Raw genomic sequence first — 26,040 nt, 5'->3', positions numbered from 1 at the left:
GGCCAGGCTGGTGAGCACCGCCGGGTCGTACGGGACGGTCCGGGCGAGGTTTCCGCGCAGCGCCTTGGCGGCCCAGTCCGGGTTGGCGAGCAGGGTGCGGCCGACGGCGACGAGGTCGAACTCGTCGCGCTTGAGGCGGGCCAGCAGTTCGTCGATGCCGGTCACGCCGGCCTGGCTGGTGTAGCCCTGGGCGAACTCGCCCTCGCCGTACTGCTGGTCCAGGCCGACCGAGCCGACCGTCACGGCGGCCTTGCCGGTGAGCTTGCGCGCCCAGCCGGCCAGGTTGAGGTCGCTGCCGTCGAACTCGGGCTGCCAGTAGCGCCGGGTGGAGCCGTGGAATGCGTCGACCCCGGCGTCGGCCAGCGGGGTCAGCAGCTGCTCCAGCTCGGCCGGGCTCTGCGCGATGCGGGCCCCGTAGTTGCCGACCTTCCACTGGGAGAACCGGAAGAAGACCGGGAAGCCCGGGCTGACGACCGCGCGGACGGCCTGCACGATCTCGGCGCCGAAGCGGGCGCGGGAGGCCGGGTCGCCGCCGTAGCGGTCGGTGCGCCGGTTGGTGCCGCTCCACAGGAAGTCGTCGATCAGGTAGCCGTGCGCGCCGTGCAGTTCGATGCCGTCGAACCCGAGCCGCTCGGCGGTCGCCGCGGCCTCGGCGAAGGCGGCGACGGTGTCGTCGACGTCCCGCTGGGTCATGGCCCGCCCGGCCGGGGCGCCGTCCAGGCCGATCCCGGACGGGCCTTCGGCGGGCGGCTCCGTCCCGGTGCGCACGACCCCGGTGTGCCACAGCTGCGGGATGATCCGGCCGCCGGCCTCGTGCACCCGCTGCACCACGCGGGCCCAGCCGGCCAGCGCCTGTTCGCCGTGGAAGTGGGGCACGTGGTCGTACGCGCGGGCGGCGGCGCGGTCGACGTAGGTGCCCTCGGTGATGATCAGTCCGACCTGGTGGGCGGCCCGGCGGGCGTAGTACTCGGCCACCTCCTCGCCCGGCACGCCGCCGGGGGACTGCATCCTGGTCATCGGGGCCATCACGATGCGGTTGGGGACCGTCAGATCACCCACGACGAACGGCTCGTCCAAGCTGGACATGCTTTTCTCCCGAGTTCTCGGCACTCATGGTGTGAACATTCCGTGTGCGCCCTCTCCGTTGCTCCGGCGAATCGCCGCCGGGTCGCGCGGAAAATGCTGTGGCCGGATGCACATGGGTAACGCACGATTATCGACCCTGTTGATCGCGGCGTCCAGCGGGTGCCGTCATCCGTCCTGCATTGCCTCAGGCGATGCAGGGCATCGACACAATCATGTTGACCGTGTCCGGGAGATCACGGATAGTGGTGCAGGTGGTTCCGCGTCGCCTTCTGGGTCGCAACTGGAGAATTGATTCCCTTGCCGACCAGTGTCGCGGAAAGGAATTTCCCAGGAACGAAAGGTGGCGGAACCCAGGGTGAGCGAGAGTCGCCTTACCGCGCAGATTTCCCACGACTTGGACGGCAAACGGGCCGTGGTCACCGGCGGCAGCCGGGGCATCGGCGCCGCGATCGTGCAGCACCTGCTGGACGCCGGCGCCACCGTCGTCACCTCCGCCCGCAACCCCACCGAACACACCCCGTCCGCGGCCAAGTTCATCCAGGCCGACCTCAGCTCGCCGGCCGGGGTGCGGGCGTTCGCCGACGCCGCGCTGGACTCCCTCGGCGGGGTCGACATCGTGGTCAACAACGCGGGCGGCTGCCGGGCCTTCCAGACCGCGCTGGAAATCGAGAACGACTGGCAGTACACGGTCGACATCAATTTCCTGGCCGCCGTCCGGCTCAATGCCGCACTCGTGCCGGCCATGCGCGCGGCCGACGGCGGGGTCATCGTGCACCTCTCCTCCATCGCGACCATTTCCTCCTACCCGATGATCCTGCACTACGCCGCCGCGAAATCCGCGCTGGAGGTGTACAGCAAGGGTCTCGCGGTCGAGTTGGCGCCGGACGGAATCCGGGTCGTCGCGATCTCCCCGGGAAACGTGATGACTCCTGGGGCGGATGAGGCGCGCGAGAAGATCGTCGACTATCTCGGCATGGAATCGGAGGGGGACTGGGCCGACGAGGTCCCGCTCGGGCGGATCGGCCAGACCGAGGACATCGCCGAGGCCGTCGGCTTCCTGGTCTCCCGGCGCGCCTCGTGGATCACCGGCAGCAACCTCGTCATCGACGGCGGCAAGAGCGCGTCCCTGTGACCGCCCGCCAGGACTGGAAGGACTGACACGATGACCGCGACAGAAGAAGGGCCGCGGGCCTATCCGTTCGGTCCGGCCGAACAGCTCGACGTGGACCCGAAGCTGGCCGAGGCCTGCGGCGAGCAGCCGGTGCTGCGGGTGAGCCTGCCCTACGGCGGCGACGCCTGGCTGGTCAGCCGCCACGCCGACGTCAGGACGGTGCTGGCCGACCCCCGGTTCAGCCGGGCCGCCGCCGCCGGCGAGGACGTGCCCCGCATCGTCTCGGCCGGCCTGCCCCGCACCTCGATGCTGAGCATGGACCCGCCGGAGCACAGCCGGCTGCGGCGCAGGGTCGCCAACCCCTTCACCGTGCGCCGGGTCGAGGCGATGCGCCCGCGCGCCCAGCAGATCGTCGACGAACTGCTCGACACCATGATCGCCACGGGCTCGCCCGCCGACCTGACCCAGATGCTGACCTGGCCGCTGCCGATCACGATGATCTGTGAACTGCTCGGCGTGCCCGTCGAGGACCGTGACCGGTTCAACGCCTGGGTGGACGGCCTGCTGATGCTCTCCGACCCGGCCCGCTCCGCACGGGACCGCGGGCACCTCAACGATTACCTCGGCGGCCTGGTCGCCGAGCGCCGCGTCGAGCCCACCAGCGACCTGCTCGGCGAACTGGTCGCCGTGGAGGACGAGGAGAACCGGCTCACCGAGGAGGAGTTGGTCAGCCTCGGGGTCAGCCTGCTGTCCGCCGGCCAGGAGGCCACCGCCAACCAGATCGGCAACTTCGTCTACACGCTGCTGACCAGGCCCGACCTCTGGCACGAGCTCGTCGCCGATCCCGGCCTGATCCCCGACGCGGTCGAGGAGCTCTCCCGGATCATCCCGATCAGCGCCACCGCCGGCTTCACCCGGATCGCCACCGAGGACGTGGAACTGGGCGGGCAGACCGTCCGCGCCGGCGACGCGGTGGTCACCGAGTTCTCCCTGGCCAACCGGGATCCGGAGGTGTTCGACCGCCCCGAGGAGATCGACTTCCACCGGGGGATCGTCCCGCACGTCACCTTCGGGCACGGCATCCACCACTGCCTCGGCGCGGCGCTGGCCAGGATGGAACTGCGCGTCGTCCTGGAATCCCTGGTGCGCCGACTGCCCGGTCTGCACCTCGCCGTGCCGGCCGACCAGGTCACCTGGCGGACGGAACGCCTCATCCGCGGAGCGGACGCGCTGCCGGTCGCCTGGTGAGACGCCCGCCGGCCGGAACGACCGCCCGGGCCCGACGGGCCGGCGGTCGCTCCGGCCGGCCCGCCCCAGGTCACACGTCGACATCAGCCGGCCGCCGGACATCAACCGGATGCCGGACACCAGCCGGACGCTACGGGAGGGCTCAGCATGGCCGAACCACTGGAGGCGATCACCGCGGCCGTGCGTGATCCGGACAAGGGACTCGCCGAGGCCATGGCGGCCATCATGGAGGGCTACGGCGACCGGCCCGCCCTCGGCGAACGCGCCCGGGAGCCCGTGACCGGGCGCCTGCTGCCCCGCTTCGAGACCGTCAGCTACCGCGAACTGTGGGCCCGGGTACGCGCCGTCGCCACCGAGTGGCACCACCACCCGGACCACCCGCTGAGCGCCGGCGACCGGCTCTGCATCCTGGGCTTCACCAGCACCGACTACGCCACGCTCGACCTCGCGTGTCTCCACTCGGGCGTGGTGGTCGTGCCGTTGCAGTCCAGCGCGCCGCTGTCCCAGCTGGCGCCGATCGTCGCGGAGACCGAACCGCGCGCCCTCGCGGCGAGCATGGAGCGGCTGGACACCGCCGTCGAAGCCGTCCTCGGGGCGCCCTCGATCCGGCGCCTGATCGTGTTCGACTACCGCCCCGACGTCGCCGAGCAGCGCGACGCCCTCGCATCCGCCCGGCGGCGCCTGGCCGGGGCCGGCCGCCCGGTGGCCGTCGACCCGCTGGCCGCCGTGATCGACGCCGGAGCCGGCCTGCCGCCCGCGCCCCTGTTCGTCGCCGCCCCGGGTGAAGACCCGTTGGCGCTGCTCATCTACACCTCCGGCAGCACCGGGACCCCGAAGGGGGCGGTGTACCCCCAGCGGCTGGTCCGCACCGCGTGGAACGGCTTCAGCTACGGCGCGGAGGACGCACCCCCGGTCAGCGTCCACTACATGCCGCAGAGCCACCTCGCCGGCCACTGGGCGCTGATGGGCTCGCTCTCCCGGGGCGGCGTCGGCCACTTCACCGCCAGGAGCGACCTGTCCACCCTGCTCGACGACATCGCCCTGGTCCGCCCCACCGAGCTGACCATGGTCCCGCGCATCTGCGACCTGCTCTTCCAGCGGTACCGCAGCGAACTGGACCGGCGCTCCGGCGAACCCGGCGACGTCGACACGGCGGTCAAGACCGACCTGCGGGAGAACGTCCTGGGCGGGCGCGTCACCAAGGCCTTCTGCGGCACCGCCCCGCTCTCCGCCGAAGTGGCCGCCTTCGTCGAGTCCTGCCTGGGCTTCCACCTGTACACCGGCTACGGCTCCACCGAGGCCGGCGGGGTGCTGCTCGACTCGGTGGTGCAGCGCCCGCCGGTCATCGACTACAAGCTGGTCGACGTCCCGGAACTCGGCTACTTCCGGACCGACTCGCCGCACCCGCGCGGGGAACTGCTGCTCAAGACCGCCACCGCCATCCCCGGCTACTACAAGCGGCCCGAACTCACCGCCGAGATCTTCGACGCGGACGGCTACTACCGGACCGGCGACATCATGGCCGAGACCGGGCCTGACCGGCTGGTCTACGTCGGTCGCACCAAGGACGTCCTGAAGCTCTCCCAGGGCGAGTTCGTGGCCGTCTCCCGCCTGGAGACCGCCTTCGTCGCCAGCCCGCTGATCCGGCAGGTCTTCGTGTACGGCAACAGCGAGCGCGCCTACCCGCTCGCCGTGGTGGTCCCCGCCCCGGACGCGCTGGCCAGGGCCGGCGGGGACACCGAGTCGCTCAAACCGCTGCTCATCGAGTCGCTCCAGCGGATCGCCAAGGAGGCCGAGCTCAACTCCTACGAGATCCCGCGCGACATCCTGATCGAGACCGAACCCTTCAGCGCCGCGAACGGCCTGCTCGCCGACAGCCACAAACCGCTGCGCCCCCGGCTCCGGGAGCGCTACGGCGAGGCCCTGGAACGGCTCTACGCCGAACTCGCCGACGGGCAGGAGCGCCGGCTGCGCGAGCTGCGCCGGGCCGGGCCCGACCAGCCGGTGCTGGAGACGGTCGGCCGGGCCGCCCAGGCGCTGCTGGGCTGCGCGGGCGCCGAGTTGAGCGCCGACGCGCACTTCACCGACCTGGGCGGGGACTCGCTGTCCGCGCTGTCCTTCGCCGCCCTCATGACGGAGATCTTCCGGGTCGAGGTCCCGGTCGGGGTGGTGATCAGCCCGGCCAACGACCTGGCACGGGTGGCGGATTACATCGAGGAGCGGCGCCGCTCCGGCGCCGCGCGGCCCACCGCCGCCTCCGTCCACGGCGAGCACGCCGCCGAGGCCCGGGCCGGCGACCTCACCCTGGACAGGTTCCTCGACGCGGCGACGCTCGCCGCCGCCCCGACGCTGCCCCGCCCCGACGGCGCCGTCCGCACCGTCCTGCTCACCGGGGCCACCGGCTACCTCGGCCGCTTCCTGTGCCTGGAGTGGCTGGAACGCCTGGCGCCCGCGGGCGGCCGGCTGGTCTGCGTGGTCCGCGGCGCCGACGCCGCCGTCGCGGCTAAGCGGCTGGAGGCCGCCTTCGACAGCGGTGACGCCGAACTGCTCCGGCGGTACCGGGAGTTGGCCGACGGGACGCTGGAGGTGCTGGCGGGCGACATCGGCGAGCAGCGGCTCGGCCTGGCCGAGGACACCTGGCAGCGGCTGGCCGACACCGTGGACCTGATCGTCCACCCGGCCGCCCTGGTCAACCACGTGCTGCCCTACGACCAGCTGTTCGGGCCCAACGTCGTCGGTACGGCCGAACTGATCCGGCTGGCGCTCACCGCCCGGCTCAAGCCCGTCACCTACGTGTCCACCGTCGCCGTGGTGGCCGGCGCCGCGGCCGCGGCCCTCGACGAGGACGGCGACATCCGCGTCACCAGCCCGGTGCGGCACCTCGCCCGGGGCTCCGGCGGCGGATCCGCGCCCGGATCCGACGGGTACGCGCACGGCTACGCGACCAGCAAATGGGCCGGCGAGGTGCTGCTCCGCGAGGCCCACGACCTGTGCGGACTGCCGGTCGTCACCCTGCGGTCGGACATGATCCTCGCGCACGGCAGGTACCGGGGGCAGCTGAACGTGCCCGACGTGTTCACCCGCCTGCTGCTCAGCCTGCTCGCCACCGGCATCGCCCCGGGCTCCTTCTACCGGGGCGGTGGGCGCGCCCACTACGACGGCCTGCCGGTCGACTTCACCGCCGAGGCCGTCACCGCGCTGGGCGCGCGGGCCACCGAGGGCTACCGGACCTTCAACGCGCTGAACCCGCACGACGACGGCGTCTGCCTGGACACCTTCGTCGACTGGCTCATCGAGGCCGGCCACCCGATCCGGCGGGTCGACGACTACGACGACTGGCTTGCCCGGATCACCACCGCGCTGCGCGCCCTGCCGGAGAAGCAGCGCCAGCACTCGCTGCTGCCCCTGCTGCGCGCCTTCGCGCGGCCCGGGGAGGGCGTCCCCGGGTCGGCGATCCCCGCCGCCGGGTTCCGGGCCGCCGTGCGGGCCGCCAAGGTCGGCGCCGACCAGGACATCCCGCACCTGTCGGCGGCCCTCGTCCGCAAGTACGTCACCGACCTGCGCCACCTCGGCCTGCTTCCCCACTGACCGCAGCACCGCACCACCATCCCCGCATTCGACCCGACGGACACAGGAGTTCGGCATGGCACAGAGCATCGGCGAGACGGTCATCTCGGGTCTGCGGCTGCTGGAGGCGAACGACTTCGCCGGCTTCCGGGCGCTGTGCACCGAGAAGGCCACGGTGTGGCAGAACGACGGCAAGGACGAGCAGGCGATCGACGAGCGGCTCGTGCACTTCAAGGCCTTCGCCGCCGGCGTCGAGTCGCTGCGGTTCGAGGTCCTCCGCCAGTTCGAGAAGCCGGACGAGGTGCTCCAGCAGCACGTCATCCACCTGCTGTCGGCCGACGGGATCGTCCAGGAGGTCCCGACCGTCGTGTACTTCCGGTTCGAGGGCGGCCTGATCGACCGGATCGAGGAGTGCCTCTACACCGTGCCGAAGGGCAGCACGGCCTGACGGACCGACCGCCCGCGCGGACCGGGCGCGCGGGCCCGGCGAGCAGCCGCCAGCCGCCGGGGCGGCCCCCGCTCAGCCGTCGGCACGCCCGGCGGTGAGCAGGACGGGGAGCGACCGGTGGCCGTTGGAGATCAGCGACGCGACCGGGCTCAGCTCGGCGCCCGGGGCGAGCGTGAGGTCCGGGAAGCGCTCGAAGAGCTTGCGCAGCGCCGTCCCGGCCTCCATCCGGGCCAGCGGCGCGCCCAGGCAGAAGTGCGGGCCGTGTCCGAAGGCGAGGTGGTCCTTCACGGGCCGGGTGACGTCGAAGACGTCGCCGGTGGTGCCGTACCGGCAGGGGTGGCGCCCGGCGGCCGCGTACGAGGGGAGGATGACCTCTCCCCGGCGGATCGTCACCTCGTCCGACAGCCGGATGTCCTCGACGGCGAAGCGCAGCGGCAGGTGCGCCAGCGGGGCGTCGCGGCGCAGTGCCTCCTCCACGACGTCGCTCCACCGCGCCCGACCCGCCCGGACCGTGGCGAGCTGCTCGGGGTGGGTGAGCAGCAGCGCGATGCCGTTGTCGATCAGGTTCACCGTCGTCTCGTAGCCGGCCGAGACCACCAGCAACAGGGTGTCGCGGAGCTCCTCCTCGGTCAGCGCGGCGCCGTCGCCCTCGGTGTCGCGGGCGGCGATCAGCAGGGACGTCATGTCGTCGCCCGGGTGCCGGCGCTTCGCGGCGATCAGCCCTTCGAGCATGGCGAAGAACGCCGCCGCGTTGGCCTCGGACTCCTCGGGCGTGAGGGTGGTGGAGAAGACCCGGTCGACGATGTGCCGGAACCCCTCCTGGAGGTCGTCCGGCAGGCCCAGGAGCCGGCTGATCACCTGGATCGGCAGCGGGTAGGCCAGCCGCTCGCGGAGGTCGACCGGCACGCCGGGCGGCGTCGCGGCCAGGTCGTCGAGCAGCGCGTCGGTCAGCTGCTCGATGCGCTCGGCGAGGGCGCCGATCTGACGGGCCGTGAAGGCGGAGCCGACGAGCCGGCGCAGCCGGCGGTGGTCGGCGCCGTGCGCGTTGAACATGTTCCGGACGGTGATCCACAGGGCCAGCGGCCAGGTGGGGACGACCTCGGCGAAGTCCGGCCAGTGCTGGTGGCCGTCCTTGGAGACCCGGGGGTCCTTGAGGAGCTCTTCGAGCAGGACGGGGTCGGCCACGGCCCAGGCCTCGACGCCGAGGATGTCGACGGGTGTCGCCGGGCCGCGGGCGCACAGTTCGGCGGTCTCGGCGTCACGGTCGCGGCCGGTGGGGTCCAGGACGAGGCGGGGGCGGTCCAGCGGGCGGTCCATGGGGCTCCTTCGCTCGGGTCGGGGCGGGCGGGAGGCGCCGGAACAGCGCACCGGATCGAGGATGCGGCCGCAACCCCGCCGCAGTCGAGAGGGCGTCCCGGCCCAGGGTGGCGGACGTACGGCAGCAGCGGTGCCCGACCGTCAGGCGGGCGCTGCGGCGCGGGAGTCCCGGAGGCTGCGGCGGGCGGCGGCGGTGACGAGCAGGACCCAGAGCAGGCTGAGGCCGCCCAGGGCGTAGACGCCGCCGTGCAGGAAGGCGAGGTCCAGGTCCGTGCCGGCCGGCGGGGCCCAGCCGTCGGGGTCGACGAGGACGGTGGTGGTGGTGCCGGCGGAGGAGGACCCGGAGCAGCCCGAGCCCTGGAACTCGGGGTGCGGCAGCGGCTTCCCGTCCGCGCGGCGGATCGCGCAGGACCAGCTGATCCGGCCGCTGCGGTCCTTCGAGCTGTGGGCCTCGGTGACGACGACCTCGGTCCGCTCCCCGCGGTGCGCGAGCACCTCCGCCCGGATGGTGGTGGGTGGCAGGGCCAGCAGCAGGATCCCCAGCAGGACGCCGGGCCAGAGCACCCAGCCGGCGGCCCGGACCACCATCAGCCCGCCCAGCGAGGCGATGAGCACCAGCACGGCGAGGACCGTGAACAGGGCGGAGTAGTCCGGGTCCACGGCGAGCGCCATCAGGCCGACGAGCAGCAGCGGGGCGAGCACCGCGACCAGGACGGCCGCCCGGCGGATGGTGCGGGGCGCGAGCGGCTTGTCCTTCCGGGGCTTCCGCTTGGCGCTCTTCGGCCGCTGGGCGGCGGCGGCCGCCGCGCTCAGTGGTCTCTTCTGCTTCTTCCTGCCCTGTGCCATGTGGCCCCCGTTCGGTGCTGCGTCGGACTGCTCGCGACAGTCTGACCTGCGGCGCGGGGGCGCGGAAGACCGGGGGCCGCAAGCCGTCACGGCCGGCCGGGTCAGGCCGGTCAGACCCGCCCGAGTCCGGCCTGCTCCAGGTCGAGGTCGCGCTGGAGGCGGCGCAGGGTGGTGTCGCTGATGAGGTGTTCCTCGTAGAGGCGGTGCAGCCGGGCGTTCTGCACGGTGATGACCTCGCGCCGGAGTTGACGGTAGGCGGCGTCGGCGGTGGTGCCGTCGGGGGTCTCGGGGGTGCGGTCGAGGCGGGCGGCGAGGCCGCGCCGGACCCGGTCGATCGCGGTGTCGGGCATGACCTCCAGGGCGGCGAGGTGGTCGACGTGGTCGAGGGCGGCGCGGTTGAGGGCGGCGCGGGCGTCGTCCTCCTCGCGGGCGGTGTGCTCGGGCTCCAGGGCGAGCCCGGAGCGGTGGACCACGGCGGCGAGGGTCAGGCCCTGCACGACCAGGGTGAGGACGACCACCGCCGTGGTCAGCACCAGGACGAGCGGGCGCCCGGGGATCCGGTTGCCGTCCGCGGTGAGCAGCGGGATGGACAGGGCCGCCGCCAGCGGCATGACGCCCCGGGTGCCGGCCCAGGTGACGACCCCGGCGACCCGCCAGGACAGCCGGCCGCGGGAGGGCTTGACCCCGCGGGTCAGCGGCAGCGTCCACAGCACGCGGACGGCGATCAGCACGGCCGCCAGCGCGAGCGCCTGGAGCGGCCACCAGCCGGTGCCGGCCGGCAGGTCCCGGACCAGGGCGGGCAGTTGCAGGCCGACGATGCCGAAAACGACGCTCTCCAGTAGGAACACCACCACCGCGGAGACGGCGTGCAGTTGGAGCCGGATGCGGGCGTCGGTGAGGCGGTGGCCGGAGCGGCCGAGCAGGACGCCGGCGACCACGACCGAGGTCACCCCGGAGGTGTGCGCGGACTCCGCGAGCACGTACGCCGCGTACGGGGTGACCAGGGCTATCACCGTCTCCAGGACGGGGTCGGCGGTGCGGCGCCGGATCAGCCACACCAGGCCGGCCACGGCGGCGCCGACCAGGCTGCCGCCCCCGCCGAGCAGCAGGAGCTCGCCGCCCGCCGCCGGCAGGTCCACCGTGCCGCCCACGGCCACGGCGACGCCGACGGCGACCTTGAACAGCACCAGCGAGGTGGCGTCGTTGAACAGGCTCTCGGCCTGCACCAGCACCTGGACGCGCCCCGGCAGCGCCAGCCGGCGGCCGAGCGCGGTGACGGCCACCGGGTCGGTGCTGGACAGGACGGCCCCCAGCACGAACGCCATCGCGGGCGGGAGCCCGGCGACGGCGACGGCGACGAAGCCCACGGCGGCGGCGGAGGCGAAGACCAGGCCGAAGGAGAGGATCGTCACCGGGCGCCACACCGTGCGCAGATCACGCAGCGACAGTTCCTCGGCGGAGGAGTAGAGCAGGGGCGGGAGCACCACCAGGGCGATGGCCTGCGGCGGTACGTGCAGCGCGGGCACGCCCGGGACCATCGCGACCGCGAGGCCGACCAGGACCAGCAGGGAGGGCGCGGGCACCCGCAACCGCTGGGCGAAGGTGGCCACGCTCGTGGCCAGAACCACCAGAACCAGAACGATCCCCACGGCGCGCATCTGCGGAAACGACCCATCACGACGATCGGGGTCGCCGCCGCCCGAGCGCTGCAGTCGTCCCCCGAGCCGACCAGACTTCCCGGCACACCGCCAGTCATCTTATCGGGTCGTTTGCGCGGGACGGCAGGGTGCCCGGCCGGTCGTGCCTCAGCGGCGCCCGAGCAGCCTCGCCAGGAAGCCGCCGCCCTTGCCCTTCGTCCGGTCGCAGGCGCAGCGGCCGGACTTGGGCACCCCGGCGAGCACCTGCTCGACGTGCATGCCGCACCCCGCGTAGCTTGCCTTGCCACACGTCCGGCAGGTGGTTCGTCGACACATCGCGCTACTCCTCACGTCGCACCCCCGGATGGGGCGGCCAGTTCTTTCAGGATACCCCACCCGGTATTTTTGGACGTGTGCCCCGGGGCCGGCGGATCGGCGCCCCGGACCCGCCGTGCCCGGCCGGGGCTGTCCGGCCTGGCACGACAGGCGTTCCTCGTGGTGTGCCGTGCGGTCAGACGGCCTGTAGGTAGAACAGGTCCGGTCGGCTGTCCTGGACGATCTGGTAGCCCAGGCCGTCGCTGTGGTTCTGGGCGGCGACCCACTTGCCGGAGTTCACGTTCTGGAGGGCGAAGCGGTTGCTGCCCGGAACCTTCGCCATCCAGAACGCCTGGTTCTCGGGGACGACGTCGCCGCAGCCGACCGTGATGATCCAGTTGCCGTCGTCCTTTCCCCAGCGGTCGACGACCATGCACCAACCGCGCCAGCTGTCGCGGAAGTACACCAGCTCGCGGCCGTCGGAGGCGTGCTTGCGGCAGACCTGCCACTTCTGGTTCGACTCGTCGCCCCAGAAGTACTGGATGACCGAGCCGTGGTTCCCGGAGGAGAGGGCGACGGTCAGCGGCCGGTCGGCCCCGGCGGTGTTGATGCGGTAGAGGCCGGGGTCGCAGGGGTACTCGCTCTCCGGGTCCGCGGCGAGTGCGGTGGCCGACGTGGGGGCGGCCAGGGCGGCGGGGGAGGCGGTGAACAGCAGGGCGCCGACGGCGGCCGCCGTGCCGAGGACGTTCAGCGGGCGTCGGGCCCGGGAGCGTCGAGGGTGCGGTTCGGGCATGGTGGACTCGCTTTCGCAGCAAATGGGTTGGGTCGTTTCCGCGATCCTGGGCATCAGCAGACGAGTCGCGCCCGGGCGGCCGCGCGCAGGGTGCCGGCCGGCTCCGGGTAGGCGCAGGAGACGGTGCCCTGCTCCGGGACGTCGAAGGTGGTGAAGGTGCCGGGGCCGTTCGGGCTGGCGTTGATCCAGTAGCCGGTGTTCCCGCTGCGGGCGCAGATGTAGCGGACCCACTCGCCGGTGACCTTTCGGGTGCCGCGGTAGAGGCCGTAGTAGCCGGGGCTGTTGAAGTTCACGGTGTCGGTGACGGTGGTGGTGCGGGTGGTCGATTTGGTGTTGGCCACGGAGAAGCCGACCTTGACGCTCACCTTGGCGAAGATCGCCTTGAATTCGGCGCTCACCTCGGTGCTGGTGTTGATCGTGGTGCTCACCGAGTCGACCTCGCTGAGGGTCTTGGTGTAACTGCCGGTGGTGCCGGGGGTGATCGCGACCGCGAGGAAGTCGGTGACGGTCGGTTCGACCCGGGCGGAGGCGATGTCCTCCCACAGGTAGTCGCGGGCGGGGTCACAGGTGGCGGTCGGCGGTGTGGTGTCGGCGTGTGCGGGCGCGGCGCCGAGGCCGAGCCCGGTCACCGCGACCAGCGCGGCGACTCCTGAGGTGAAGGCGGTGCGCCGGGTGCGCGAGCTCATGAGGGTGCTCCTCCGCTGGAAATGGGTGCACTGCGAGCCGTCATGTGCATGACGTGAATCCCCCGTGGGGAAATCTTCACGTTCGCGGCGGGGTCGCGGCCATCCCAGATTCCTGGGGGCGTACGGCGGGGCGCGCGCCTGGGGCGCGGGGCCCCGGGTCAGCAGCGCCCCCCGCCGAGCATGATCCGCGCGATCAGCTCCTGCCGGCTGCCCACCCCGGTCTTGGTGAACACCGACTTCAGGTGGTCCTGCACCGTGTACGGCGTCATCGCGAGCAGCCGGGCCACGTCCCGGGTGTCGCTGCCGCGCACCAGCAGCAGCGCCACCTCCTGCTCGCGGGCGGTCAGCCCGTACGCGGCCAGGTAGAGCGGCATCACCTCGGCCGGCGAGGCGGGCGTGGCCACCACCGTCACCTCGTCGGCCGCCGCGTCACCGCGCAGCGCCGATCCGTGCAGCAGGTACCAGCGCTCGTCCCGGGTGCGGACCCGCACCGGTGTCTGCGGCGCGGCCAGCCCGTGCGCCGCCCGGCGGGCGTGCTCGGCGGCCATCGCCACGGAGGTCGGGACGCTGAGCGAGGTGGGGGTGGGGTCGGCCAGCCGGTCGAGCAGGTCCTCGGCCGGGCCGGACATCGCCCGCAGCCGGTTGCGCCGGTCGAGCAGCAGGACCGCGGGCCCCGCGCCCTCCTGGTCCGGCGCGCCGGCCGGAACGTGGCACGCCCGCAGCGCGTTGCCCAGGTGGCGGGCGGCGGCGCCGGCGAGCTCGCGCTGGCGCCCCAGGTAGGGGCCGCGGTCCGGGGCCCGCATGAACGCCGCGCACCCCCACATCCCGCCCGCCGCGTCGAACACCGCCCGCAGCTCGTCCCCGAACCCGGCCGGCGCCACCTGCTCCCGGAACCGCACGCTCTCCTGCGGGCGCCCCTTGGTCGCCCGGCTCAGCGTCTCCGCCTGAACCCCGCTGCGCCGGATCTTCGGAAAGGTCGCCAGGTCGTCCTCCCAGACCTCCAGCCTGACGGCGTGCTCGTACGCCGTCAGGCTGAGGTCCTCGCTCTGCACCGAGTTCACCAGCCCGGTCGCCGGATCCGCCGTGTGCCAGCACACCGCGTCGAACTCCAGGACCGGGCGCAGCAGTTCGTCCGCCCGCCGGAACACCTCCGGCGCCGTCAACCCCTCCCCGGCGAGCTCCCGCATCCCCTCGATCGCCGACCGCGCCGCCACCCCACGAGCCCCACGTAATCCCATGGCGGGAAGCTAACACGCTGTTCGTACCCCCACCCACGCGCCGATCGGCGGGGGGCGCCTCCTCCTTGGGGTGGTCCGACGGCCCCCGGCGTCATCCTGACGTACCGTCATGTCGGTCGGGGGCGGCGTGCGCCGGGGGCTCAGCCGGGCAGCGAGTCCATGAAGGAGCTGACCGAGAAGACGGCCTTGCCGGGGCCGGCCGGGCCGTAGCCGGGCGGGGAGGAGAGGCCGAACTCCTCCAGGGTGGCGCGGTAGGCCTGGAGCAGGCGGATGTGGTACTCCAGCGGGGCGCCCTGGGGGTTGGCCTTGCCGAGCGGAGTGGTGGGTTCGGGGCACCAGGTGGTGAAGCGGGGCACCACGCCGTGGGACATGAAGAAGCGCAGGCCCTCCCGGGTGGAGGCGATGGCCTCGTCGACGGTGGTGAAGCCGAAGGGCTGCGCCATCTCGACCCCGGCGACGAAGTTGGGGATCACGTTCTCCGGGCCGAACACCTCGGTGGAGTCGAGGATGCGCCGGTGCCACTCGTCGCGGCCGACGTAGCGCTCCTTGCCGGGGCAGTACAGCCCGAACAGGCGCTTGTCCCAGACCTCGAAGTTGGGGTGGTAGATCCGCACGCCGTAGTCGTGGAAGCGCTGGACGTCCTCGCGCGGCAGGGCCTGCGCGACGACCTTGCCGATCCAGCGCCCGGGGAAGCGCTCCTCGATGGCCTTGGCGTACTGGCCGTAGAAGTCGGCCTCGTCCCGGCCGCCGACCTGCGAGGTGATGGCGCCGCCGGTGAGGGTGTACGCCTGGGAGGCGCGGGCGGTGTCGTGGCGGTCGATGAGCTCCAGCGCCTCCAGCACCTCCTCGACCGGCTTGACCCCGGTGTAGGGGCGGCCGGCGGCCTTGTGCTGGCGCCAGTTGTGGTTGATGTCGCAGTACTGGCACTCCTCCTTGGCGCCGAAGTACTGGCAGACCCGGAAGACCGTCAGGTAGATCAGGTAGCCCCACTGGATGGTCGGGGCGACCTCCATCACCGACTTCCCGTTGGCCAGGGCGTGCCGGTAGTAGTCCGGCATCGGGGGCAGGCCCACGTCGGCGATCCGCGCGCCGTCGAGGTACAGGCCGAGCGTGCCGTCCTCCCCGGCGCCGACCCGGTACGGCGAGTCCGGGTTGACGCGCACCGACACCACGGTGCGGCGCAGCCCGTACGGGCCGCCGGTGAGCACGACCTCCTCCGGCGGGCGGTTGAGCGCGGCCGCGCCGAGTTCGGGCAGGGTGCGGTGGTCGAAGGAGAAGATGAAGTACGACTTCGGCTTGACCTCGCCGCTCCCGTCGGCGCCGGTGCTGCCGCTGAGGGCGGACTCGTCGAAGGCCATGCCGCCGCGCAGCAGGTCCTCCTTGATCACGGCCTCCCGGGGCACGTCGGGGAAGCGCTCCATGAGGTCCTCGACCAGTGCGGTGCGGCTGCGGCCCTGGGTCTCCATGTGCTGGTACGTCCTTCCTGGCCCCGTTCCGTCACGGGGTCGTGGCCATTCTTCTCCCCCTTACACCGGCGGGCGCGGCGGACCGATGCATGAGGAGGCGGCGTTTCAAACGCCATACGGGCCCACGTTCACCTGATCGGGTGTAGAAGATCGTCCGGAACGTTTCCGAACCGGCCCCCGCGCCTACGGTTGTGAACCGAGCGAGACGGGGGCGCGTTCGAAGACCGCCCGCGCCGTCGGCCAGGTGACAAGCCGTCATGTCTTGCGATCCTTCATCAGAGTCAGAGGAGGCTCCATGCCCCTGTGCACCAGAGCGGGGACACCCTTCGAGCGCACTGCCGCCGCGGCGGTGGGGTCATGAGCTCCTCGGCGATCGAGCGGATCCTGCGCGGGCCGAGCGGCCTGGGCACCGCGGGCCTGAACCTGGCACCGAGTCTCCCCGTCCCGACCGCGCCCGCACCCAACACCCACGTGCCCGGCGTCCCCGCGTCCGACAGCCCCGCGCCGGGCGGTTCGAAGCCGGGCGGTTCCAAGCCGGGTGGTTCCAAGCCGGGTGGTTCCAAGCCGAAGCCCGGCGACGCCATCCCGGGCCTCTACCACCACCCGGTGGCCGAGCCCGACCCGGTGCGGGTGGAGGAACTGGGCCTCAGGATCAAGGCCTGGGCGCTGGACGAGGTCGAGCTGTACCCGCCGGACTGGGAGAAGCAGTTCGACGGCTTCTCGACCGGCCGCTACATGGTGGCCTGCCACCCCGACGCGCCCAGCGTCGACCACCTGATGCTCGCCGCCCGCCTGATGGTCGCCGAGAACGCGGTCGACGACTGCTACTGCGAGGACCACGGCGGCTCACCGGTCGGCCTCGGCGGGCGCCTGCTACTGGCGCACACCGCGCTCGACCCGCTGCACACCACGCCGGAGTACCACCCGGAGTGGGAGGCCTCGCTGCACGAGGACGCCCCCCGCCGGGCGTACCGCTCCGCGATGGAGTACTTCACCCGGGCCTCCACGCCCTCCCAGGCGGACCGGTTCCGGCACGACATGGCGCGGCTGCACCTCGGGTACCTCGCCGAGGCGTCGTGGGCCGAGACCGAGCACGTCCCGCAGGTGTGGGAGTACCTGGCGATGCGCCAGTTCAACAACTTCCGCCCCTGCCCGACGATCACGGACACCGTCGGCGGCTACGAGCTGCCGGCCGAACTGCACGCGCTACCCGCCATGCAGCGCGTGATCGCCCTGGCCGGCAACGCCACCACCATCGTCAACGATCTGTACTCGTACACCAAGGAGCTGTCCATTCCCGGAGTGCACCTGAACCTGCCCGTGGTGATCGCCGAACGCGAGGACTGCTCGCACCGGGACGGCTACCTCAAGGCGGTCGAGGTCCACAACGACCTGATGCACGCCTTCGAGGCCGAGGCGGCCGCGCTGGCCGCGGCCTGCCCCGTCCCGACCCTCGTACGGTTCCTGCGCGGTGTGTCCGCGTGGGTCGACGGCAACCACTTCTGGCACCGGACCAACTCCTTCCGCTACACCCTGCCCGACTTCTGGTAACCACCGTTTCCGGCAGCCATCCCTCTTCCGTTGATCACCCGCTAGGAGCTGACGCATGTCCCTGACCGACGACATCACCACCCCCGCCGACACCGCCGCCATCCCCGGGCCGGCGACTCCCTACCAGGGCGACATCGCACGCTACTGGGACCACGAGGCACGGCCGGTCAACCTTCGCCTCGGCGACGTGGACGGCCTCTACCACCACCACTACGGCATCGGCGACGTCGACCAGGCCGCCATCGGCGACCCGGCCGACAGCGAGCGCGAGAAGAAGGTGATCACCGAGCTGCACCGCCTGGAGTCCGCGCAGGCCGAGCTGCTCCTCGACCACCTGGGTGCGGTTCCGGCCGACGCCACCCTGGTGGACGCCGGCTGCGGCCGCGGCGGCTCGATGGTGATGGCCCACCAGCGCTTCGGCTGCCGGGTCCAGGGCGTCACGCTCTCCGCCAAGCAGGCCGAGTTCGGCAACAACCGGGCCCGCGAGCTGGGCATCGGCGACTTCGTCCGCTCGCAGGTCTGCAACATGCTCGACATGCCGTTCGAGACCGGCCAGGTGGCGGGCTCGTGGAACAACGAGTCCAGCATGTACGTCGACCTGCACGACCTGTTCGCCGAGCACTCCCGGATCCTCGCCGTCGGCGGCCGGTACGTGACCGTCACTGGCTGCTGGAACCCCGCCTACGGGCAGCCGTCCAAGTGGGTCTCGCAGATCAACGCGCACTTCGAGTGCAACATCCACTCCCGCCGGGAGTACCTGCGGGCCATGGCCGACAACCGGCTGGTGCCGCAGGCCGTCATCGACCTGACCCCCGCCACCCTGCCCTACTGGGAGCTGCGCGCCACCTCCTCGCTGGTCACCGGCATCGAGGAGGCGTTCATCAACTCCTACAGGGACGGCTCGTTCCAGTACGTCCTGATCGCAGCCGACCGGGTCTGACCGGTTCTGGCCGGGCCTGACCGGTCCGACAGGTCTGACGGTCCGAGCGTGACGGTGGCCTCCCCGCGGGTGCGGGGAGGCCACCGCCTTCGGCTGCTGCCCGGCTACCGACCGGTCACCGCCGGGTGAAGGTGAGGTGGGTGACGCCGCTCGGACTGGTCACCGCCTCGGTGCGGAAGCGCTGCTCCAGGCCTTCGAGCCCGTCCCAGAGCCGCTCGCCGCGGCCGAGGACGATCGGCACCACCACCACGTGCAGGTGGTCGATCAGGTCCGCCGCCAGGAAGGCCCGGACGGTGCTCGGGCCGCCGCCGATCCGGACGTCCTTCCCGTCGGCGGCCTCCCGGGCCTGGCGCAGTGCCTCCTCGGGCGTGGCGTCGAGGAAGTGGAAGGTCGTCCCGCCCGCCATCTCCAGCGTGGGGCGCGGGTGGTGGGTGAGGACGAAGACCGGGGTGCGGAACACCGGCTCCGGCCCCCACCAGCCCTGCCACTCGTGGTCCTGCCACGGGCCGCGCTGCGGGCCGAACTTGTTGCGCCCCATGATCTCCGCGCCGATGCCGTCGCTCCAGGTGCGGGCCATCGCGTCGTCGACGCCGGTGTCGCCGCCGGTGTCGCCCTCCCGGCCGTGCATCCGCCGGAAGGTCCGGGTCTGGAAGAACCAGCCGTGCAGTCGGTCGCCGGCGTGGCCGAACGGCGAGTCGAGGCTCTGCCCCTCGCCCGTTCCGTAGCCGTCGAGCGAGATCGAGAAGTTGTGGACGCGGACCAGGGACACGGGAGTTCCTCCGGTGCTCGGTGCTCGGTGCTCCGGCGCGGACCGGGCCGCGCCTGCTGGACGGCCCACGCTAACCCGGGCGGGAGCGGTACAGCCGTCACGCTATTGTCGTGTCTTCTTCACCCGAAGCTCGCCCTGGTGGGCGATGCTTCGTCCGACCGTCCGGGAGGGGCGGCCGGAGGCACATCCGCACTTGGGGGGACAGTACCTGTGACCGTACGCCGCACCGCCGCCGCCATCCTGGCGGCCGGCCTGCTCGCCGCCGCCGCGGCCCTGATACCGGCGACCGCCGACGCGGCGCAGGACGCGGCCGCGAGCGGCCCGGCGGACCTGCCGTTCGGCTCGGCCACCACCGTGGGCCTGCACAACACCTACGACCCGGCCGCCTACCCGTACCTCGCCCAGGGGCTCGACACCGGCACCGGGATGATCGAGCTGGACATCTGGACGGACATCGTCACCAAGGAGTGGAAGGTCAGCCACTCCAACCCGCTCGGCAACTCCAACAACTGCACCGCCGCCAGCACCCCGGCTCAGCTCTACAGCGGCGGCGCCAACAAGAACCTGGAGAACTGCCTCGACGACGTCCGGGTCTGGCTCGGCGCGCACCCGGGCGCCGGCCCGCTGGTCGTCAAGCTGGAGCTGAAGGCGGGCTTCTCCGCCAACCTCGGCATGGGGCCGACGGAACTGGACGCGCTGATCGCCGCCCACCTGGGTTCGGCCGTGCTGCGCCCCGCCGACCTGCTCGTCAAGCCGGGCGGCGGCTCGTACGCCGGCGTCGACGAGGCGGTGCGGGCCGGCAACTGGCCGAGCCGCGCGGCGCTGGCCGGAAAGGTCCTGCTGTACGCGATCCCGGGGACGGTCGAGGAGAGCAACCCCTTCGACACCCTGCACACCGATGTCGAGTACGGCCGCCACCTGCGCGACCTCGCCGCCGCGGGCCGGATCGGCGACGCCCAGCTGTTCCCCGCCGTGCACGGCGCCAAGACCGGCGACCCGCGCGCCGCGTACACGGGCGCGGACGCCGGGATCCGGCCCTGGTTCGTGGTCTTCGACGGCGACGCCGCCACGTACCTCAACGGCGTCGACACCGCGTGGTACGACCGCTCGCACTACCTGCTGGTCATGACGGACGCGCACAACGTGGCGCCCGCCATCAGTGCCACCGACCCGACGGCCGAGCAGGCCCGCGCCCGCACCGAGCAACTGGCCCGGGCGCACGCCAGCATCGTCTCCAGCGACTGGCGCAAGCTGCCGGCCGTCCAGTCCCTGGCCCTGCCCCGGGGCTGACGCCGAGACGCCGGACGCGCCACCGGGGCGGTGAACGCCCCGGTGGCGCAGGCGTGTCCGGCCTCGGCTCGGCTCGGCTCGGCTCGCCTTGGCTCGGCTCGGCGTAGGGCGGGCCCGGACCAGCTGCTTTCCAGGTCAAGTCTGCCGTGAGTACGTCGAGTTGACCCGAGATGAAGAGTTGGATCAGGGCTTTCGGCGGGCCGGGCCGGTCGCCATGCTGGTTGTCATGACCCGAACTCTACGCGCGTGGAAGTCCCGCGCCGCCGCCGTCACCGCCGTCGCCCTGATGACCCTCGCGCCCGTCGCGGTCGCCACCGAGGCGCACGCCGCGGTGAGCGGCTCGGTGTGCCTGTCCGCCCTGCCGTCGCAGGCGCGCACCACGCTCAACCTGATCGCCTCCGGCGGGCCCTTCCCGTACAGCCAGGACGGCGTGGTGTTCCAGAACAAGGAGCGCGTGCTGCCGAGCCAGTCCTACGGCTACTACCACGAGTACACCGTGGTGACGCCCGGCTCGCCGACCCGCGGCACCCGCCGGGTCGTCACCGGCCAGCGCACCCGCGAGGACTACTACACCGGCGACCACTACGTGACCTTCCGCCTGATCAACTTCGGCTGCTGACCACGCTGTTCACGCTCCAGGGCTCCCGGTCCCCCGGCGCAACGGGGGACCGGGAGCGCCGCGCCGTCGCCGTGCCGCACCTCGGTGAGCGCCCTGCCCGAGGGCCGGGCGGCCGCGCGCGGTAGCGTCGCGGCACTGTCCGAGGAGCCCCGTGGGGGCTCCGTCTCCCGGGAGGTCTCCGTGCCGCAGATCCTGGTCGACCACTCCGCCGGCCTCGCCCTCGACCAGGCGGGCTTCGCCGAGGAGGTCCACCGGCTGATCGCCGAGGTGATCGACACCACCGTGGCGGACTGCAAGACGCTGTTCCGCCCGGCCGGGCGCCACGTGGTCGGCGACGGGGCGGACGGGCGCGCGGTGGTGCTGGTGGAGATCAAGATCCTGGCCGGCCGCAGCACCGCGCAGCGTGCCGAGCTGACGGCCCGGGTGCTCGCCGCGCTTCAGGCCCGCCTCGACGTGCCCGCCGCGATCGGCGTGGAGGTCACCGAACTGGACCGCGAGACCTACCGCTTCGTCCACCACCCCGGCCGGTAGCACCACCCCGGCCGGTAGCACCGGCCCGCCGGGGGCGGCGGACCTCGCCGCGTCCGATACCGCGGCACCCCGATCGGTGCCATGCTGAGGCCATGACAGATCGGACCGGAACCACCCCGCCGCCCGAGGAGCCGCAAGCCGGCCGGAGGCGACGGGAGTTGGCCGCCGCCACGGTGGGCTCGGTGGTCGAGTCCTTCGACTGGAACATCTACGCCGTCCTCGCCCCGTACTTCGCGGCGGACCTCTTCGGGCACGGCAAGGGCGGGGTCAGCGGCCTGCTCGGGGCGTACGCGACCTTCGCGGTCGGGTTCGTCGCCCGGCCGGTCGGCTCGTACCTGATCGGGCGGCTCAGCGACACCCGGGGGCGGCGCTTCGCCCTGACCCTCGGCATGTCCGTGATCGCCGTTGCCAGCCTCGGCATCGCCGTGCTGCCGGACCAGCGGACGATCGGCGCCTGGGCGGCGGTCCTGGCCGTCGCCGCACGGGTGGTGCAGGGGCTGGCCTTCGGCGGGGAGGCGCCCAGCGTCGCCGCGTACGTGACCGAGACGGCCCCGCCCCGGCACCGCTTCGCGTTCAGCTCGGTCTCCTACGGCGGGATCATCGTCGGCTCGCTGCTCTCCTACGGGGTGCTCGCGCTGCTGCTGCACACCCTCGGCAAGTCCGGTGTGACCAACGGTGGTTGGCGCTGGGCCTTCGTGGTCGCGGCGCTGCTCGGGCTGGCCGCCGTCTGGGTGCGCCGGGCGGCCCCGGAGAGCGCGGAGTTCCGCCGCGCCCGGGCGGAGGCGACGGGCGCCCGCCCGCCGTTCCTGCGGGTGCTGCGCGAGCACCGCTGGGCGGTGCTCACCGTCTTCCTCAACACCCTGGGCGGGACGGTCGGTTACTACTTCGCCCTGGTCTACCTGCCGCAGTACGCCGCCGCCTACGGGGTGGTCGACCGGGAGGAGGCGACCTCCTTCATGACCGTGGTGCTCGCGGTGGTGCTGGCCACCATGCTGCTCAGCGGCGCCGCCGCCGACCGCTTCGGCCTGCTGCCGGTGGCCCGGGCCGGGTTCGCGCTGCCGGTGCTGCTGGTCCCGGTCCTGCTGATCGGGCTGCGGCAGGGCTGGCTGCCGTTCCAGGTCGTCGCCGTGCTGCTGGGGATGCTGGTGGCGACGGTGCTGGGGACGCTCAACGTCTTCACCGGCCTGCTGTTCCCGACGGAGGTCCGCGCCCTCGGCCTCGGCGTGGTCAACGCGGCCACCATCGCCGCGTTCGGCGGCTCCTTCCCGCTGCTCGCCGAGTGGCTGCACGACCACCACCGCCTCGGCCTGATCCCCGGCTACGTCACCCTCTGCACGCTGGGCCCGGCGCTCGGCCTCGTCACCGCCCTGCGGGTGCCGTCCTTCGTCGCCGCCGTGGGGGCTCCGGCGGTCAAGGCGCGCAGCGGTCGGGTACCGTCCCAAAGCGGCTGACGTTCGATCACCTCCTGTGGTTGAGTGGGACGGGAACGAACGTGCGGAAGGGCAAGACATGGAGAACAGCGGTCCGGACGGCTGGCTGACCGGGGTCCGGTTCGAGGAGGCGCCGCAGGTGGACCTGCGCACCGACCGCGCGCACCCGGCCCGGGTCTACGACTACCTGCTCGGCGGCAAGACCAACTTCCCGGTGGACCGCGAGGTCGGCGACCGCATCCTCGGGGAGTGGCCCGGCTCGCGCGCCGCCACCGTCGAGGCCCGCGCGGTGATGCACCGGATGGTCCGCCGGCTGGTCGAGGTGCACGGCGTCCGCCAGTTCCTGGACGTCGGCACCGGCATCCCCACCACGCCCAACCTGCACGAGGTCGTCCAGGCCGTCGACCCGTCCTGCCGGGTGGTGTACGTCGACAACGACCCGATCGTGCTCGCCCACTCGCGCGCGCTGCTCACCAGCACCCCCGAGGGCCGCACCGCCTACGTCGAGGGCGACCTGCGCGAGCCGGGGAGGTTCCTCGCCGATCCCGCGGTGGCCGCCACCCTGGACCTCGACCGGCCGATCGCGCTGACGCTGATCAACATCGTGCACTTCCTCTCCGACGAGGCCGCGCACCCGCCGGTCCGCACGCTGGTCGACGCCCTGCCCTCCGGCAGCTTCCTCGCGCTGACCGCCGGCACCGCCGACTCGATTCCCGACCTGGTCGCGATCGGCTCCCGCCGCTACTCGGAGGCCGGAATCGAGAACCACCTGCGCCCCCGCGCGGGCGTCGAGCGCTTCTTCGCCGGGCTGGAACTGGACGACCCGGGCGTGGTGCTGATCAACCGCTGGCACCCGGAGCTGGGCGAGGGCCCGGTGCTCGGCGACCACGAGGTGGCGGCCTACGCGGGGCTGGGCCGCAAGCCGTAACGGCTTCTCCGCTCAACTGCCTACGGATCAACGGCTTCACGGCTTCATGGTTTCACGGCGCCATGGTGAGCCCCGCCGCGCCCGCGTCCCGGCTGAGCACCACCGAGCGGATGTGCTCCAGGGCGCGGGCGTAGTCGGCGCGGCCAGGGTTGCGGCGGACGGCCTCGCGCAGGTCGAGCACCCGGTAGGGCGGCCCGAGGTCGGTGATCTGCGGGACGAACTCGGCGCGGCTCACCGTCCAGCGCAGCCCCGGCCGGGCGGGCGGGGTGACGGTGAAACGGGCGAGGGAGCTCCAGTTGCCGCGTGGGTCCTCGGCGCCGTCGTAGGTGAACATGTGTCCGGCGAGCTGGTCGCCGAGGCCGTAGACCGTCCAGGTGTCGCCGATCTTCTCGTAGGCCTGCGGGATGTGGGCGTGGGTGCCGAGGATCAGGTCGATGTCGGGTTGTCCGGGCGCCGGTTCGACGGCCAACTCGCGGGCGAGGGTGAGCTGCTGCTCGTTCGGCGCGTCCTGCCACTCGGTGCCCCAGTGGACGCTGACCACCACGAGGTCCGCGCCGTCCGCCCGGGCAGCGCGCGCGTCGGCGAGGATCCGGTCCCGGTCGATCAGGTTGACCGCCCAGGGCTGGCCCTCGGGCGGCGCGATGTCATTGGTCCCGTAGGTGTAGGCGAGGTGGGCGACGGTGGCGCCGCCGGCCCGGAGCAGGGCGGGCCGGCCGGCCTCGTCGGCCGTCCGGGCGGAGCCGGTGTGGGCGAGGCCGACGGCGTCCATGGCGTCGAGGGTGCGTCTGATCCCGGCGGGGCCGTCGTCGAGGGTGTGGTTGGAGGCGGTGTCGCAGGAGGCGTAGCCCGTGTCCTTGAGGGCCCGGGCGACGTGCGGCGGGGACTTGAAGGTCGGGTAGCCGGTGTACGGTCCGCCGTCGGCGCCGTAGACCGTCTCCATGTGGCAGATGGCCAGGTCGGCGCCGCTGGCCAGTGGTTTGATGCCGGCGAGCATGGCGGTGAAGTCGTATCCGCTCCCGCCGGCGTCCTCCTTGGCCTGCTGGATGATCTCGGTGTGCGGCAGGACGTCCCCGGTGGCGACCAGGGTGAACGGTCGCGGCCCGGTTGCGGTGGGCGTCGCCGTGGCGGCGGGCGGCGGGGCGGTGTCCGGGGCGCCGCAGCCCGGGAGGGCGAGGAACAGGGCGAGGGCCGCGGTGGCGGTCCGGCGGTGGGGCAGCAACATCGTCGGCTCATCTCACGATCGGAAGGTGTGACTGGCCATCCGACTATGCGAGGCCCCGTCGACGGACCGCCGGACCCACGCCCGCAGGTCACCCGGGAGGCGCGTCACCCCCTGTACGCGGACGCCCCGAGTGTGGTGACATAGCCATGTCAACTTCGGGGCCGCGCTCCAATCGTCAAGGCGTTCGGAACGTCAAGGCGCTGCGAACGTGACCGCGCCGGCCCCGGCTCCGTGGACGATCGAAGGGGAAGCCCATGCTGCTCCGTGTACTGGCCACGACCGGAATCGCCGCAACCCTGTTCGCCTCGCCGGCCCTCGGCGCCGGCGCGCTCCCGACGCCGCCGGATCGGATCGTCATCGACGTCGCGACCGTCAACGGCTCCGGCTGCCCGGCGGGGACGGCCGCCGTGGCCGTCTCCCCGGACAACACCGCCTTCACCGTGACCTACAGCAGCTACCTCGCCCAGGTGGGGGTCGGCTCGAAGCCGACCGACTTCCGGAAGAACTGTCAGCTCAACCTGCGGGTGCACGTCCCCCAGGGGTTCACCTACGCGATCGCCTCCGCCGACTACCGCGGCTTCGCCCACCTGGAGAAGGGTGCGAGCGGCACCCAGCAGGCCAGCTACTACTTCCAGGGCGACCCCGCGACCGCCCAGCTGAGCCACCACTTCAACGGCCCCAAGGACGACAACTGGCAGGCGACCGACACCGTCGACGTCGCGGCCCTGGTCTTCGCCCCCTGCGGTGAGGAGCGCAACTTCAACATCAACACCGAACTGCGGGTCGGCGCCGGCAGCTCGGACCCGAACAGCACCACGAGCTTCATGACCATGGACTCGACGGACGGCAGCATCAACACCGTCTACCACCTCGCCTGGAAGCAGTGCCCCTGATCCCCGGCGCCTGATTCTCGGCGCCTGACCCCCGGGCCCTGTGCCCGACCCCTGAGCTCGACCCCCTGCGCCCGGCCCCGGCGGAGCCCCCGACCCCCGCCGGGGCCGA

21 protein-coding genes and 1 pseudogene are annotated in these 26,040 nt (G+C 72.7%); 12 read left to right on the top strand and 10 right to left on the bottom strand.

From position 1 onward, the window contains the following. Nucleotides 1–1,086: NADH:flavin oxidoreductase (locus tag ACFVX9_RS15730; protein ID WP_380376062.1), on the bottom strand; the 1,086-nt coding region annotated here is incomplete at its 3' end. Between the two features lie 355 nt (nucleotides 1,087–1,441). Between ACFVX9_RS15730 and ACFVX9_RS15725 the strand changes: the two genes are divergently transcribed. The 4 genes from ACFVX9_RS15725 (at nucleotide 1,442) to ACFVX9_RS15710 (ending at nucleotide 7,460) form a co-directional block, all read left to right on the top strand. Further along, nucleotides 1,442–2,218 (top strand): SDR family oxidoreductase, encoded by a 777-nt coding sequence (locus ACFVX9_RS15725; protein WP_387982047.1) that lies wholly within the window; start codon nucleotides 1,442–1,444, stop codon nucleotides 2,216–2,218. 30 nt (nucleotides 2,219–2,248) lie between these two features. Beyond that, on the top strand, nucleotides 2,249–3,445 hold the full coding sequence (locus tag ACFVX9_RS15720; RefSeq protein ID WP_387982045.1) for a cytochrome P450: 1,197 nt from the start codon (nucleotides 2,249–2,251) through the stop codon (nucleotides 3,443–3,445). A 147-nt stretch (nucleotides 3,446–3,592) separates the two neighbouring features. After that, on the top strand, nucleotides 3,593–7,033 hold the full coding sequence (gene car / locus ACFVX9_RS15715; RefSeq protein ID WP_387982043.1) for a carboxylic acid reductase: 3,441 nt from the start codon (nucleotides 3,593–3,595) through the stop codon (nucleotides 7,031–7,033). A gap of 55 nt (nucleotides 7,034–7,088) precedes the next feature. Then, nucleotides 7,089–7,460: a nuclear transport factor 2 family protein gene (locus tag ACFVX9_RS15710; RefSeq protein WP_387817424.1), complete on the top strand. Its 372-nt coding sequence runs from the start codon at nucleotides 7,089–7,091 to the stop codon at nucleotides 7,458–7,460. Nucleotides 7,461–7,532: 72 nt separating this feature from the next. Here the strand turns inward: ACFVX9_RS15710 and ACFVX9_RS15705 are convergent, their stop codons facing one another. The 7 genes from ACFVX9_RS15705 to ACFVX9_RS15675 all read right to left on the bottom strand — a co-directional run bounded on the left by ACFVX9_RS15705 (nucleotide 7,533) and on the right by ACFVX9_RS15675 (nucleotide 15,758). Beyond that, entirely contained in the window at nucleotides 7,533–8,777 is a 1,245-nt protein-coding gene (locus ACFVX9_RS15705; protein WP_387982042.1) for a cytochrome P450, read from the bottom strand. Between the two features lie 141 nt (nucleotides 8,778–8,918). After that, complete coding sequence (locus ACFVX9_RS15700) at nucleotides 8,919–9,623, bottom strand: hypothetical protein (RefSeq protein ID WP_387982040.1); 705 nt, start codon at nucleotides 9,621–9,623, stop codon at nucleotides 8,919–8,921. Nucleotides 9,624–9,733: 110 nt separating this feature from the next. Next, nucleotides 9,734–11,281, bottom strand: a complete 1,548-nt coding sequence (locus tag ACFVX9_RS15695; protein ID WP_387982038.1) for a Na+/H+ antiporter — start codon at nucleotides 11,279–11,281, stop codon at nucleotides 9,734–9,736. Between the two features lie 490 nt (nucleotides 11,282–11,771). Next, on the bottom strand, nucleotides 11,772–12,368 hold the full coding sequence (locus ACFVX9_RS15690; RefSeq protein ID WP_063345942.1) for an RICIN domain-containing protein: 597 nt from the start codon (nucleotides 12,366–12,368) through the stop codon (nucleotides 11,772–11,774). Nucleotides 12,369–12,421: 53 nt separating this feature from the next. Further along, on the bottom strand, nucleotides 12,422–13,054 hold the full coding sequence (locus ACFVX9_RS15685; protein WP_387982036.1) for a hypothetical protein: 633 nt from the start codon (nucleotides 13,052–13,054) through the stop codon (nucleotides 12,422–12,424). 158 nt (nucleotides 13,055–13,212) lie between these two features. Beyond that, complete coding sequence (locus ACFVX9_RS15680) at nucleotides 13,213–14,292, bottom strand: helix-turn-helix transcriptional regulator (RefSeq protein ID WP_387982034.1); 1,080 nt, start codon at nucleotides 14,290–14,292, stop codon at nucleotides 13,213–13,215. A gap of 140 nt (nucleotides 14,293–14,432) precedes the next feature. Further along, nucleotides 14,433–15,758 carry a radical SAM protein gene (locus ACFVX9_RS15675; protein WP_387982033.1) on the bottom strand — a complete coding sequence of 442 codons (1,326 nt, stop codon included), beginning with the start codon at nucleotides 15,756–15,758 and terminating at the stop codon, nucleotides 14,433–14,435. A 381-nt stretch (nucleotides 15,759–16,139) separates the two neighbouring features. Here ACFVX9_RS15675 and ACFVX9_RS15670 point away from each other — a divergent pair. Then, nucleotides 16,140–17,309: pseudogene (locus tag ACFVX9_RS15670) on the top strand (family 2 encapsulin nanocompartment cargo protein terpene cyclase); the annotation flags it as partial. Between the two features lie 55 nt (nucleotides 17,310–17,364). Then, a complete protein-coding gene (locus tag ACFVX9_RS15665) occupies nucleotides 17,365–18,249 on the top strand; it encodes a geranyl diphosphate 2-C-methyltransferase (protein ID WP_380486253.1) in 885 nt (294 codons plus the stop codon). 115 nt (nucleotides 18,250–18,364) lie between these two features. On the opposite strand, the gene ACFVX9_RS15660 is transcribed toward ACFVX9_RS15665, so the two are convergent. Then, nucleotides 18,365–19,018, bottom strand: a complete 654-nt coding sequence (locus ACFVX9_RS15660) for a dihydrofolate reductase family protein (protein ID WP_063345937.1) — start codon at nucleotides 19,016–19,018, stop codon at nucleotides 18,365–18,367. Between the two features lie 210 nt (nucleotides 19,019–19,228). Here ACFVX9_RS15660 and ACFVX9_RS15655 point away from each other — a divergent pair, with 210 nt between their 5' ends. The 5 genes from ACFVX9_RS15655 (at nucleotide 19,229) to ACFVX9_RS15635 (ending at nucleotide 23,816) form a co-directional block, all read left to right on the top strand. After that, nucleotides 19,229–20,308 carry a phosphatidylinositol-specific phospholipase C domain-containing protein gene (locus ACFVX9_RS15655; protein WP_387982031.1) on the top strand — a complete coding sequence of 360 codons (1,080 nt, stop codon included), beginning with the start codon at nucleotides 19,229–19,231 and terminating at the stop codon, nucleotides 20,306–20,308. A gap of 286 nt (nucleotides 20,309–20,594) precedes the next feature. Next, the gene (locus tag ACFVX9_RS15650; protein ID WP_244293569.1) at nucleotides 20,595–20,927 is read left to right on the top strand and encodes a ribonuclease domain-containing protein; all 333 of its coding nucleotides are present in this window, start codon (nucleotides 20,595–20,597) and stop codon (nucleotides 20,925–20,927) included. 84 nt (nucleotides 20,928–21,011) lie between these two features. Continuing rightward, nucleotides 21,012–21,458: a 5-carboxymethyl-2-hydroxymuconate Delta-isomerase gene (locus ACFVX9_RS15645; RefSeq protein WP_387982029.1), complete on the top strand. Its 447-nt coding sequence runs from the start codon at nucleotides 21,012–21,014 to the stop codon at nucleotides 21,456–21,458. A gap of 92 nt (nucleotides 21,459–21,550) precedes the next feature. Continuing rightward, nucleotides 21,551–22,909 carry an MFS transporter gene (locus tag ACFVX9_RS15640; protein WP_387982028.1) on the top strand — a complete coding sequence of 453 codons (1,359 nt, stop codon included), beginning with the start codon at nucleotides 21,551–21,553 and terminating at the stop codon, nucleotides 22,907–22,909. A gap of 58 nt (nucleotides 22,910–22,967) precedes the next feature. Continuing rightward, complete coding sequence (locus ACFVX9_RS15635; RefSeq protein WP_063345934.1) at nucleotides 22,968–23,816, top strand: SAM-dependent methyltransferase; 849 nt, start codon at nucleotides 22,968–22,970, stop codon at nucleotides 23,814–23,816. A gap of 52 nt (nucleotides 23,817–23,868) precedes the next feature. Here the strand turns inward: ACFVX9_RS15635 and ACFVX9_RS15630 are convergent, their stop codons facing one another. Further along, nucleotides 23,869–25,038, bottom strand: coding sequence for a CapA family protein (locus ACFVX9_RS15630; protein ID WP_063345933.1), 1,170 nt, complete (start codon nucleotides 25,036–25,038; stop codon nucleotides 23,869–23,871). 254 nt (nucleotides 25,039–25,292) lie between these two features. On the opposite strand from ACFVX9_RS15630, the gene ACFVX9_RS15625 reads away from it, so the two are divergent. Continuing rightward, nucleotides 25,293–25,931 carry a DUF4360 domain-containing protein gene (locus tag ACFVX9_RS15625; RefSeq protein WP_063345932.1) on the top strand — a complete coding sequence of 213 codons (639 nt, stop codon included), beginning with the start codon at nucleotides 25,293–25,295 and terminating at the stop codon, nucleotides 25,929–25,931. Nucleotides 25,932–26,040: the final 109 nt, after the last annotated feature.

The sequence above is a fragment of the Kitasatospora sp. NPDC058243 genome, assembly GCF_042882025.1.
Taxonomy (GTDB): Bacteria; Actinomycetota; Actinomycetes; order Streptomycetales; family Streptomycetaceae; genus Kitasatospora.
Note: the sequence above shows the minus strand (reverse complement) of the source record. Positions and strands in the feature narration are given on the sequence as shown.